9 protein-coding genes are annotated in these 12,837 nt (G+C 43.5%); 7 read left to right on the top strand and 2 right to left on the bottom strand.

The window, feature by feature from the left end:
• Positions 1-307 precede the first annotated feature (307 nt).
• The 7 genes from helD to tkt all read left to right on the top strand — a co-directional run bounded on the left by helD (position 308) and on the right by tkt (position 10,304).
• A complete protein-coding gene (gene helD / locus LROSL1_RS10555; protein WP_178914525.1) occupies positions 308-2,599 on the top strand; it encodes an RNA polymerase recycling motor HelD in 2,292 nt (763 codons plus the stop codon).
• Positions 2,600-2,723: 124 nt separating this feature from the next.
• Complete coding sequence (gene coaA / locus LROSL1_RS10550) at positions 2,724-3,650, top strand: type I pantothenate kinase (RefSeq protein ID WP_017260972.1); 927 nt, start codon at positions 2,724-2,726, stop codon at positions 3,648-3,650.
• A gap of 473 nt (positions 3,651-4,123) precedes the next feature.
• Positions 4,124-4,993 carry an MFS transporter gene (locus LROSL1_RS10545; protein WP_225440524.1) on the top strand — a complete coding sequence of 290 codons (870 nt, stop codon included), beginning with the start codon at positions 4,124-4,126 and terminating at the stop codon, positions 4,991-4,993.
• Positions 4,956-5,330, top strand: a complete 375-nt coding sequence (locus LROSL1_RS13195; protein ID WP_225440523.1) for an MFS transporter — start codon at positions 4,956-4,958, stop codon at positions 5,328-5,330. Before LROSL1_RS10545 ends, LROSL1_RS13195 begins: the two co-directional genes overlap by 38 nt.
• A 287-nt stretch (positions 5,331-5,617) precedes the next feature.
• Positions 5,618-6,250, top strand: a complete 633-nt coding sequence (gene apf / locus LROSL1_RS10540; protein ID WP_017260974.1) for an aggregation-promoting factor — start codon at positions 5,618-5,620, stop codon at positions 6,248-6,250.
• A 249-nt stretch (positions 6,251-6,499) separates the two neighbouring features.
• Positions 6,500-7,810 (top strand): APC family permease, encoded by a 1,311-nt coding sequence (locus LROSL1_RS10535; protein ID WP_017260975.1) that lies wholly within the window; start codon positions 6,500-6,502, stop codon positions 7,808-7,810.
• A gap of 460 nt (positions 7,811-8,270) precedes the next feature.
• Positions 8,271-10,304 (top strand): transketolase, encoded by a 2,034-nt coding sequence (tkt, locus tag LROSL1_RS10530; RefSeq protein ID WP_178914524.1) that lies wholly within the window; start codon positions 8,271-8,273, stop codon positions 10,302-10,304.
• A 112-nt stretch (positions 10,305-10,416) separates the two neighbouring features.
• Here tkt and LROSL1_RS10525 read toward each other — a convergent pair whose 3' ends face one another.
• Together LROSL1_RS10525 and LROSL1_RS10520 are read right to left on the bottom strand one after the other, a co-directional pair.
• A complete protein-coding gene (locus tag LROSL1_RS10525) occupies positions 10,417-11,160 on the bottom strand; it encodes a DUF4811 domain-containing protein (RefSeq protein ID WP_178914523.1) in 744 nt (247 codons plus the stop codon).
• Complete coding sequence (locus LROSL1_RS10520; RefSeq protein ID WP_178914522.1) at positions 11,160-12,668, bottom strand: MDR family MFS transporter; 1,509 nt, start codon at positions 12,666-12,668, stop codon at positions 11,160-11,162. Before LROSL1_RS10520 ends, LROSL1_RS10525 begins: the two co-directional genes overlap by 1 nt.
• Between the last annotated feature and the right edge of the window lie 169 nt (positions 12,669-12,837).

The following is a 12,837-nucleotide window of genomic DNA, read 5'->3' as shown; positions in this document are numbered from 1 at the left end:
TGGGCCGTTTAGTGTTACAGGATGACTTATGAGACGCGTTTTTCGGCTCATAATCAAAGGTGAAAATCGCGGTTTGTGCGAGTTGAACCTGGTCCCAGGGAACGGCGTTTCAAATCAGCGTAACGGCAGTAAGCGAATTTGTACTCAGATGTAATACAGGTTTGCTAGAAATTAGTCGTTTTATGACTCGAATGGTGAGTAGAATTTGTCACCAACTGTGAAAATGCGCTATAATATTTAGTACAATTTTTGAGTTTATTGATGAGAATGGTCGCATAATAACGGCCAAAAAACGGGGGCAAACCAGTTGACGGAAACAGTAAAGCAGCAAGAGCAAAAACATTTAGATGCTGTCGTTAAAAAAGTCAAACAGGCTGAAGTTGTGGCCAAACAGGATATTCAAACTGCCTCGCGTGATACAAAGGAAATTGAGCGGGCGTTTGGTGAAGTTCACCTCAATACCGGTAGTTACGAAGGGATGACCGACACTGCCATGTCGTTGCGTGCACAGCAACAAATGCTTGATGAACGGCAAAACAGCTGGCAACACGCTACTCAACGACTTGATGTGTTACAAAAATTGGAACGCACCCCATATTTTGCCCGCATTGATTTTCAGGAAGATGGTACTCGCGGTCCTGAGACAATTTATATCGGGTTGGGTTCGTTTGCCGACTCACCAGATCATTTCTTGGTTTATGACTGGCGGGCACCAATTTCTTCTATCTATTATGACGGTGGTCTTGGCGACATTACGTATCAAACGCCGGATGGGCCGCAAACCGTTGATGTTAAGTTAAAACGTCAATTCCAAATCAAAGATGGTGTTATCCTCACTGTCTTTGATACAGATGAAGTAGTCGGCGATCAAATGCTTATGGAAGCATTGGGCAACTCATCCAACACTAAGATGAAAAGCATTGTCACCACCATTCAGAAGGAACAAAACCAAATTATTCGGGATACTCAATCTGACTTGTTATTTGTTCAGGGGGCCGCTGGGTCCGGTAAAACGGCTGCTGTTTTACAACGAGTGGCATGGCTATTGTATCGATACCGCGGCAATTTAACGTCTGGACAAGTGGTCTTGTTCTCACCAAACCAACTTTTTAACGACTATATTAATCAGGTGTTGCCTGAATTGGGCGAACAAAACATGGTGCAGATGACTTATCTGCAATACACTAACCGGCGTTTACCAAAAATTCAGGTTGAAACATTGCAACAACGTTTTGACGCAACCACTGATACTAAATTTAAGACGGTCAATGCGTTGAAAGGCAGTTTGGCATACTTTGACGTGATTACGCGCTATGCCAACCACCTTGAGCAGGCTGACATGCGGTTCCGGGACATTAAGTTTCAGGATCAAGTATTTATTAGTAAGGAAAAGATTGCCGAAATTTACTATTCATTTAATGAAAACTATCATTTAGGTAATCGCTTATCTGCAACGCGGGAAGAGTTGATTAAGATGTTGAACCGGCGCATCAGTTCTTCTTTGCACGATAAGTGGGTTGAAGAAACCGTTCAAAACTTAACTAAAGAGCAGGTTGACACGATGTTTGGCGATCAACCGCGTGAGTTTGACAGTCAAGATAAGGAGTATCGTTTCCTGGCTCGTCAGATCGTGATGCAAGCCTACAAGCCAGTTCAGCTTGCCATCGTCCGTAGCCGTTACTTAAACATTAATGCTCAGTATGCTCATTTCTTACGGCATGTGCCTAATCTGATTGAGCTTAGCAAACACGATGTGACTACGGAACAGTGGCAGGCCGGTGTTGACGCAACATTGAATGGTTATCGTGATCACCGCTTGTCATTGGCGGATACGTCAGCTTACCTTTACTTGTATGATTTAATGACAGGTAAAAAAGGTGAAAAGGAAATCCGTTTCGTCTTTATCGATGAAGTTCAAGATTATTCTGCCTTTCAATTGGCCTTTTTAAAGTTTAGTTTTCCTCGTGCACGGTTCACTTTGCTTGGTGACTTAAACCAGGCAATCTTTACGCAAGAAAATAGTCGGACGCTTCTGGGCGAACTGTCTACGATGTTTGATCCGGAAAAAACGCGGGTAGTTCAACTAACAAAATCGTATCGATCCACACAACAAATCACTGACTTTACGAAGGACCTTTTGGTTGATGGTGAACAAATTACAGCCTTTGATCGTAATGGCGACAAGCCAGCCGTATTAGTCGCCAATGACAGAGAAGCCTTGTATCAACGTTTGGAACAACAACTAGCGGTCAATGATAAGGCAGATGAAACGACTGCTATCATCGGCAAAACACTGGCTGAGTGTGAGACTGTGGCTGATCGCCTCAAAGCTGATGGTGTCCATGCCACATTAATTCGGACTGAAAATCAGCGGTTAGTGCCAGGTACATTGATTATTCCGGCGTACTTGGCTAAGGGACTTGAATTCGATGCCATCATCGTTTGGGATGCTTCGAAAGCAGTTTATCACGATGAAAGTGAACGGCAGTTGTTGTACACGATTTGTTCACGTGCGATGCACCAGCTTACAATTTTGGCAAACGGTGAATTGACACCATTGATGGATCACGTGGATTCGAATTTATATGTGCGGGAATAGTTAATGAAAGTGCAATAGTAACGTTTTCGCTGAAATCTCGGAGTATTTGTGTTCAATTCCGGTATCAAAGATTGAGCTATGCTATACTTTAAGGGATTTTTCAAGAAAACACGGTGGATGAGTTATGGCAGACAAATTAGGCAACTATGATCGTTTTGAGCGTGACCGGTGGCGGGATTTATTTGATGCAGAGGCAGTTCCATTAACAGAAGCAGATTTAGATCAGATTCGGTCTCTTAATGACCGAATTTCATTAGCGGATGTAAAGGAAATTTACATGCCGTTGGTGCACTATATTCTCCTTAAATACCATGAATTTCAGTTGGCCAATAATGCGCGCAGTGACTTTTTGAAAGTGCCACGTCGACATGTGCCATTTTTGATTGGTATTGCAGGATCTGTGGCAGTGGGGAAGTCAACTACAGCACGTTTGTTAGCGTTGATGTTGAAACATTTGTATGCACAATTGAAGGTTCAGCAAATCACCACGGATGGTTTTTTATATCCCAATAATGTGCTGGAAGAAAAGGGCATTATTGACGATAAGGGCTTTCCAGACAGCTATGATATGCCGCGATTAATTCAATTTTTAAACGACGTGAAACAATCACGACCAAACGTCAAAGCACCACGGTATTCACATCAAGTGTATGATGTGATTCCTGATGAATACGATGAGATTGATCAACCAGATATCTTAATTGTTGAAGGAATCAATGTTCTGCAGTTACCCTCACAGGCAGAAATTTTCGTTAGTGATTTCTTTGACTTCTCGATTTACGTCGATGCTGAGCCCAAGTTAATTGAACACTGGTTCTTGGAACGGTTCAGCATCTTGCTGGATTCAGCGTTCAACGATAAGACGAATTATTATCATGAACTGGCCACGGGGTCCCGTGAAGATGCGTTTTTGTATGCGCGTCAGGTGTGGGATGCTGTGGACTTGCGTAATTTAAACGAATATATCTTACCTACTCGTAATCGCGCCAATGTTATCCTGCACAAGCGTCAGCATCACGCTATCGATGCCGTTTATTTGCGTCAGTACTAAGCATCTGAATCTAACGTTGCGCTTACGGTTGGCAACAGTGACACGCTCGTCGTGGGACCGGTTCAAGCCCGAAGTTCACGGTCTTTCACCTCGCCGCAGAGCCTCGTAAAAGCTGAGTCTCTGCGAACGTCCGTGCTGTAAATTCGATAGGACCACTCGAATTAACAGCACCTTCACGACTCGGTATCACTGTTGCCGCCTCCAGCTGATATAGTGGACAAACTTTCGATGACATGAGAGGCTGAGACTGGTCCTCACGGATCGGCGTTTCTGGTCAGCGTAACGGTATATTCTATCTCATTACATCTTTAATCAAAATACGGTTAACATCCTAGTCGATAAGGACTGGGATGTTTTTCTTTGCAGAAAGATTGGCAATAACGAAATTTAGCACCATTATTGAAATAATTATCTATTTATAGAAGCAATCTGTTATGATGGATTGACATTCTGTGAAACGGGGGAGAGAATCGATGGCACAAAACGCACCACTTAATCAGAAACATAAATTTAGTTGGCCACTTTTCTTAAGCCCGTTTATTTCACGGCTGGGTGACGCACTTTATATTTTTGGCTTGAACTGGTTCATTGTGAAAGCAACTGGAACGGCATCTATCTTAGGGGTTGTTCAGGGAATCGGTGGCCTCGTATTGGTTGCTGCCGATGTGCTGGCAGGACCACTTGTCGATAGTGTGAATCGTAAACGAGTCATGTTATGGTCAGATATTATTAGTTTTGTTGCTTGTTTGTTAATGGCTCTGATTGTAGATGTCAACCATCCAATCTTCTATCAGCTGGTTTTATTAACGGCTATTTTAGATATTGGATTGGGTTTCAACTTTCCTGCCGCGAAGGCAATGGTGCCGGAACTTATTCAGGATTCGGCGTTACAACGATTTAATGCCATTTCAAATACGTCACTTAGTTTGGCAGACATTTTTGCACCACTGCTTGGCGGCGCGCTACTCGCTGTTTCATGGATTAACTTTCGAGAATTTCTAATAATTAATGCTTTTTCATTCCTATTGTCGATTGCGTTGCTGCTGGGGATCCGGTATCGGTATCAACCCAGTAAGAGTGGTCGGCTATCGATTTGGACTAGTCTACAAGACGGTTTTAAGTATGTCATGGGTAAGCCTGTGCTGGTCAAAATGGTTGTCATCGACAGTGTCGTGAACATTTTTTATGCAGCCTTCAATTTGTTGCTTCCATATGATGTGAAACATTACTTTGGTGGCAATGAGCATCTTTATAGTTATTTGATGGCTGTAATGGCCATTGGAGGGACTAGGCGGCCTGAGCTTGGTGCGAGCTCGCAGCGCCCGCGCATTACCTCAGATTGAGCGCGACATTTATCTACTGGCCATCGTGATGCTGATTGCTGGTTTTTGGCGACCATATCCGGTGTTGCTGGCGATGACGGCATTGTATGGATTTTTGATCTCAAGAATTGGGGTAGGTTTGTTTACGCTAGTGCAAAATGTAACTGATGTGGCTTATTTGGGCCGTGTGTTTGGTATTTGGTTTATCTCTGTAGACTTCATGCATCCACTAGGAAACTTTATTTTTGGATTCGTTATTGACTGGCTGGGAGATGGAACCTTCGTTTTGATGGGGATTTTGCTTGCTCTCTGTCTAGGACTTACCGACCTCGTTTTTCGCAAACACACGGCTGTTTAGGCGCAAACTGTCCGTTTGATTGAGACGGCTGGATTGCAAATAAGCGGTTTTATGGCTCAATAAGAAACATTCTTAAATATTACAATATATTTCAGATTTCGAGTTTTATGACAAAAACGCCTAAATTTGTAATGCTGACGGTATTTCTCTGTTATTTACACGCTGTATAGTAGTCATCGTTGAGTTGTTAATAAACAACACAAGCGAATCATCGCGTAAGATTTATCTATTAGCCAGCGTGAGTGAAAAAGAGCTCACCATACAAAATTAGGAGTGAAACTTACTATATGAAGATCAAACAATTAATGCTTTCTACTGTTAGTGCCGGTGCGTTACTTTCAATTGGTACTGTTGTTGCAAATGCCGACACCACTGTTACTGTTAAGAGCGGTGACACTGTTTCAAAATTAGCTACTGCTAACAACACTACTGTTGATGCAATTGTTAACGCTAACCACTTACAAAACGGTGGTAACTTAATCTTTGTTGACCAATCATTAGATATTCCTGGTGCTAACGGTACACAAAGTACTCAAGCAGCACAACCTGCACAACAGGCCGCTCCTGCACAGCAGACACAACAAGCTGCTCCAGTACAACAAGCAGCACAACCTGCACAACAGCAAACTGTTCAGGCTCAGCCTGCGCAACAAGCTGCTCCTGTTCAACAACAAGCAGCAGCACCTGCCGCTTCTACTGGTGACTCATCAGCTCAAGCATGGATTGCTGCCCGTGAATCAGGTGGTTCATACACTGCTCAAAACGGTCAATACTACGGTAAATACCAATTGAGTATGGACAAATTAGGTGGCGACTTATCACCACAACACCAAGAAGCTGTTGCAACACAATACGCAGTTTCACGATACGGTTCATGGGCTGGCGCCCAAGCCGCTTGGCAGTCACAGGGTTGGTGGTAGACAACCCCGGCTGACGCCGAAAATTATTTTTGATAATCAAACACCCACTTCATTGTGGGTGTTTTTTTGCCTAAAAATCCTAAATTCATCGTTGCTTTACAGTAGCTCGAAGGGCGTACATTAATTAGTGTTGTCGATAAAAAAAGTGGTGTTTATTAAAGCGGACAATACGGTACGTATTGAATGTACTATAATAAGCATTAATCTTTTTTACATATTTAGTTGATTGACGTAAGGAGGTAGTGGTGAATGAAAGGTCGTTTTGGCTTTTTAAGTATTGTTTTATTCGGGATCAACGCCATTGTCGGGTCAGGTATTTTTTTGTTGCCTAATACGGCGATGAAACTCATTGGGCCGGCTAGTCTGCTAGTGTTTGTCTTCGACATGTTTTTGGTTGTTAGTATTGCATTGTGTTTTGCCGAGGATGCCAGTTTATTCAAACAGAATGGTGGACCCTACGTCTATGCCAAGGCAGCGTTTGGTGATTTTGTTGGCTATGAAGTTGGCTTCATTATTTGGGTCATTAGTATTATTGCGTGGGCTACGATGGCTGCTGGGCTGGCGACTGCTCTGGGCGCGTTTTGGCCTGTATTGGCTAAGCCCGTTTGGCATGCCACGATTATTACGGTGTTGCTGGTCGGGTTAGGTGTGATTAACATTCTTGGTGTTAGTGTGACGAAATGGCTAAATAATGTGGTCACTGTCGCAAAAATTATTCCGCTGGTATTGTTTGTTGCCATTGGGTTATTCTTCCTTCATGCTGGCAATTTCACACCGTTTTTCCCACACGGCCATTATGTAGCAGGCTCATTCGGTCAGGCAGCAATCGTCATGTTTTACGCCTTTACAGGTTTTGAGGCCATTGTGATTGCCGCTGAGGATATGAAAAATCCCCAACACGATGTCCCGCGTGCAATTATCACGGTAATGGGGATAGTGGCTCTGTTGTACTTTCTCATTCAAACGGTGTCAATCGGAGTCTTAGGGACTAAGTTAGCAACAACGACGGCGCCGATGCAGGAGGCGTTAACTCAGATTATTGGGCCAGTCGGGAAGTACATTATCGGTGCGGGTACGATTATTTCTATCACAGGAATTTCCGTTGCCCAGTCCTTTACCGTTCCTCGTAGTGGGCAAGCAATGGCTGATAATGGGGTCATGCCAAAGATTGTCGGCCGCGTTAATCATCGCGGTGTGCCCTATGTAGCCGTGATTATTTCAGTTGCTTTAGCGTTGCCGCTTGCATTGACAGGAACATTCAGCACATTAGCTGCTATTTCTGTTGTGTCACGGTTTGCTCAGTATGTGCCAACAATCATTGCTGTCCTAGTGTTCAGGAGGACTCGACCAGATCAACCGCGTTCCTTTAAAGTACCGTTTGGTCCAGTGATTCCGGTTATTGCGATTTTAGTTTCATGCTGGTTACTGGCACAGGCTAAACCGATTAACCTATTTTGGGGTCTTGGTGCGTTATTAGTCGCTGTTCCGTTTTATTTCTTGACGAAGAAGAATCGTCAAGAAATCGAAGCGCAGCAAAAAAATGAAAATCAGAAGCTATAGCGATTATCAGGTTACAGAGATACACTTGTATGCATTTACTTTAGGCACTAAAAGCATCCTTCAAATTGGGGGATGCTTTTTATTTTGTATGAAAGGAATTGTTCAAAAATAGGTCCAAAAATGAAAGCAAAGGTATTGAAGCTGAAAGCTTTCGACCATATCGGCTATACCAATTTATATAAAAGGACTAATTTAAGCAACTTTATGAGCTTGAAAAGCAATAAAATAATTAAAAAATGCAAACGAATGTCAAAATCTAGACCAATCGTTTAAATCCCTATTATTTCTGGGATAATCAATTATTTTCAAGTAACTAATTAACCGTATTTTAATCAAAATGCCACTTTTATCATCATTTTATTCTTGCCGTTTAAAATTGAAATCGGTATTGTGACAAACATAGACCAAAGAGAGAAAAACAGACGTGTCTATTAAACAGTTATGAAAAAGGATGATAAATATGTTTGATTCAATCGACCAATTAGCAGTAAATAGTGTGCGGACGTTAAGCTTAGATGCAATCGATAAGGCACAATCTGGCCATCCTGGTTTGCCAATGGGCGCAGCTCCGATGGCATATGCACTGTGGACTCGAAATATGACGGTTAACCCTAAAGATTCACATTGGTTTAACCGTGATCGCTTTGTGCTATCAGCTGGTCATGGATCGGCGATGCTATACAGTCTGCTGCATTTGAGCGGTTACCAAGTTTCTATCACAGACCTTAAGCATTTTCGTCAAATGGGTAGCAAGACACCTGGACATCCAGAATATGGCTGGACCGATGGCGTTGAAGCCACAACTGGCCCACTAGGCCAAGGCTTAGGAATGTCCGTTGGGATGGCGATGGCAGAGCGACATTTAGGCGCAATGTATAACCGCCCCGGATTTAAAGTGGTTGATCATTATACATACACGCTCGTTGGCGACGGGGATCTCATGGAAGGTATTTCCCATGAAGCTGCTAGTTTAGCTGGTCGTTTAAGATTAGGTAAACTGATTGTACTCTATGATTCTAATGACGTGTCTTTGGATGGTCCACTGAGCAATGCGTTTGCTGAGAACATTCAGGAACGGTTTGAAAGCTATGGTTGGTCCTATCGGCGGGTTGACGACGGTAATGATTTGAACAGCATCGATAAAGCAATTAAAACCGCGCAGATGGATCAAACTAAGCCAACAATTATTGAGGTCAAAACGACGATTGGCTATGGTGCACCAAAGCAAGGCACCCATGCAGTTCACGGCGCGCCATTAAGTGCGGCAGATTTGCGTGTTGCCAAGGAAAATTATCAATGGCCTTATGCACCGTTTTACGTTCCTGGCGAAGTGTATGATCGTTTTTACCGGACAATTCAACGCCGTGGGCATAAAGCAGAAGAAGACTGGAATCACATGATGGAAAGTTATGCGACTCAGTATCCTGAGCTTGCAGCTTACTTTGCAGATGATGTTCGTCAAATGAAGAGTGTGGACTTAAGTGACTTAACTGACCAGTATGAGCTTGGTGATGCCGAAGCCACCCGTTTGACTAGCGCTAAGGTTTTGCAAACATTGAGTAAACGGGAACACTCACTATGGGGCGGTTCAGCCGACCTCTTCTCTTCAAACAAAACGAACATTAAGGATAATGGGCGTTTTGACGTGGACAGCGCGGTTAACCGGAATTTGTGGTTTGGTGTCCGTGAGTTCGCTGAAGGCTGTGCGATGAACGGCATTGCCCTGCATGGTGGTTCACGTGTATACGGCAGCACGTTCATGGTCTTTTCAGATTATATGCGTGGTGCCATGCGGTTGGCTGCCTTACAGAAGCTACCCGTTACGTATGTATTCACCCATGATTCTGTAGCAGTTGGCGAGGACGGCCCAACCCATGAACCGATTGAACAACTGGCCAGCATGAGGGCTATGCCAGGGCTATCTGTTATTCGTCCAGCTGATGCAAACGAAACAATTGCTGCTTGGCAACAAGCGATGGGAGCACATGATCATCCAACCGTGTTGATCATGACACGGCAAACTTTACCAGTTTTGACAGGCGCCAAAGCACATCCGGAAGGTGTAAGTCGGGGGGCTTACGTTATTTCCGCACAAAAAGGCCTCAAACCAGATGGTATTTTAATTGCCAGTGGTTCAGAAGTTCAACTAGCCTTGACTGCACAGCAGAAACTGTGGGAACGTAGTGAGGATGTTTCCGTGGTATCGATGCCAAGTATGGATTTGTTCGATGCTCAACCGCAAGACTATAAGGATGAAGTTTTGCCGCGTGACGTTCGCAATCGCGTGTCTATCGAGATGGGGAGCACGAGTGATTGGGGTAAATATGTCGGGTTAGACGGCAAGGTGATTGGTATCGATACATTTGGTCTAAGCGGCAAGGGGAGTGAAGTTATCAAGCACTTTGGTTTCACACCTGAAACGGTCGTTGATACGTATGCCAGCTTAATTAATACACGGCTGCATACACTTAACGAGAATGTTTCCGCACGATAATATAGTTGGTTGTTCAAAGCTCATCCTGCTTTATGAATGACAACTAAAACGACTCACGCCAGTTTGGACGTGAGTCGTTTTAGATACATATCAGTTACTTACTCTCAAAAAATCACTTAACTGATGCTACTGCTTTTTTAATCAACTGAGATTGAAATTCAGCCGTGTATTGTTTAGTCAATTTTGCTTGAGCCGCTTGATCCGTTGCAAGCTTGGGATCCTTAGCAACGGCAGCTTGCATCTTTGCTTTGACGTAGGCTTCAGCTTGTTGTTTCATTTGAGCCTTGGCCTGAGGTGTTTGCATCTTTGCCATCTGGCCTTGCAACTTCTTTGCTTGGCTGGTTGAGAGATGCAACCATGAACTTGGCAGATAGAACGTATTCGTCCGTTTTGTCAGTTTATGGTTTTCTTTGGCAATACCGAACCAAACTTTAGCGGTGTGGCTCTTATATTCCCAGCGTGTTTCTGATGTTTTTAATGTTGCCGTATTACCGCTAGCTTTTTTAATTGTGTTAGTAGTAAATTCATCGGCCTGTGTGTGACCGGGCTTCTTTTGGTTAGCCTTGGTCGCGTAAATTTGAACGTTTTCAGTGCCTTTAGTCCCAACGTTTTGGTAGAGGACCATATTGACACCGTTAGCGTTACTACCACTAGCAGAATAAATCTGTTTAGTCGTCGTTGTGGTGACTTTATGCATCCCAAAGTGACTGTGGTCGTTGGCTGCGATCATAAAAAGTGAGCCACATAACACGATGATTGATAGTAAGGTACCGATGATTTGCCAAGTCCGGTTATTAATGTAGACGAAGCAAATGAACAGGGCAATGGCACCAATGACAAGTGTAGCTAGAATCATTAGGCTTCACCTCCATTATTAGCGGGTTCTGAAGCAGCTTTTAGATCATCGCTGGTAACGGTAGCATTAGAGTGATTAGCACCCTTTAAGAAGAAGGCTAACAGGAAACCAACGATACAGAAGCCGACAGCAACCCAGAATGTTGCATGATAACCACTCATTGTGGCGTTGATGGCCCGAACCTTATATGCTAATGGTGTTTGTGTCAACACGTGATGTGCTGGCATAGCGTTCTTCGTAACGTTTGACAAAACGGAAACTAAGATTGCTGAACCAATTGAAGTGGCAACCTGACGCGTTGTGTTGTTAACGGCAGTCCCATGGGAGATCATGTCAAAGGACAGGGCGTTCATACCAGCAGTTGTTACAGGCATCATAACCATTGAAATCCCAAACATCCGGACTGCATATAAGAAGGTAACATAAATGACAGGTGTACTCTTGGTAATCATGACAAACGGCAAGGTGCCGGCTGTTAAAAGGAACATCCCAGCAACAGCCATCCGGCGAGCACCGATCCGGTCAAATGTTTGACCAGTAATCGGACTCATAACAGCCATCATTAAGGCCCCAGGCAGGAGTGTTAATCCAGAATGGAAAGCACTCATACCATGAACAATTTGCAGGTAAAGTGGCAGAACCAGCTCAACACCAGTCATTGCAATTGTAACAACGGAACTCAAAATTGCGGCAATGGTGAATTCAAAGGACTTGAAAACACGCAATTGTAAGAATGGGTTCTTCATAGTGAGTTGGCGCCAAATGAATAGTGCAATGACAACAACACCGACTGCGAGGAATGACAGCACCTTAGTGGATGTCCAGCCATCATCACCGACGGAGGAGAATCCGTAAAGCAGGGAACCAAAACCAATGGTAGATAAACTAGCTGATAGCCAATCAAGTTTCGGTTTAGAGGTTTCAATAACGGACTTCATAAAGAAGAACGCTAAGATGATAACCAGAGCAACGATTGGAATGATCATGCCAAACAAGTCGCGCCACTGGAACTTATCAATGACCCACCCAGAAAGTGTTGGTCCAATAGCAGGTGCAACACCGATAACGATACCGGCTAGTCCCATGGCAGCGCCACGAGAACTGGCTGGAAAAATCGTCAACATTAATGTTTGCAATAATGGCATGGTAACCCCAACACCAATCGCCTGAACTAAACGTCCGGCAAGTAAGGTGCCGTAATTAGGTGCGATGTAGGCCATAATCGTGCCGATTTCAAAAATCATCATGGCACCAATATAGAGCCATTTTGAATTGAATCGGTTGGATAAGTAAGCAGAAATGGGAATCATGATCCCGTTAACCATTAAAAATCCAGTGGTTAACCATTGAACCGTAGAGGTCGAAATATCGAAGGCTTTCATTAATGTAGGGAAAGCGGTCGTCAAAATCGTCTGGTTCAAAACGGTACAGAACGTACCAATCAGCAAAACCATAACCATCAGTCCACGGTTATAAGGTTTGCCATTTGTGTCGACAGCTTCTGACATAAGGAGTCCTTCTTTCGTTTGATTAATTAGTTTGCTTAAAAAAGTACGAGAGTTAATATAATGCTTTAAGATAATCATGTCAAGTAAGTTGACAAAGTTATTTTAAAATATATAATTGTTCCAGTAAACATAACATCAACGTTAGATTTTGTGATAACGGTTTCAAGAA

Origin of the sequence: Furfurilactobacillus rossiae, from assembly GCF_013394005.1 — a bacterium.
GTDB lineage: Bacteria > Bacillota > Bacilli > Lactobacillales > Lactobacillaceae > Furfurilactobacillus > Furfurilactobacillus rossiae.
This window is presented reverse-complemented; position numbering and strand designations above follow the sequence as displayed.

Coding starts and splice junctions, on each gene's coding strand:
- LROSL1_RS10520 (WP_178914522.1), bottom strand. CDS start 12,668: ATGTCAGAAGCTGTCGACACAAATGGCAAACCTTATAACCGTGGACTG.
- LROSL1_RS10545 (WP_225440524.1), top strand. CDS start 4,124: ATGGCACAAAACGCACCACTTAATCAGAAACATAAATTTAGTTGGCCA.
- tkt (WP_178914524.1), top strand. CDS start 8,271: ATGTTTGATTCAATCGACCAATTAGCAGTAAATAGTGTGCGGACGTTA.
- LROSL1_RS10535 (WP_017260975.1), top strand. CDS start 6,500: ATGAAAGGTCGTTTTGGCTTTTTAAGTATTGTTTTATTCGGGATCAAC.
- coaA (WP_017260972.1), top strand. CDS start 2,724: ATGGCAGACAAATTAGGCAACTATGATCGTTTTGAGCGTGACCGGTGG.
- LROSL1_RS10525 (WP_178914523.1), bottom strand. CDS start 11,160: ATGATTCTAGCTACACTTGTCATTGGTGCCATTGCCCTGTTCATTTGC.
- apf (WP_017260974.1), top strand. CDS start 5,618: ATGAAGATCAAACAATTAATGCTTTCTACTGTTAGTGCCGGTGCGTTA.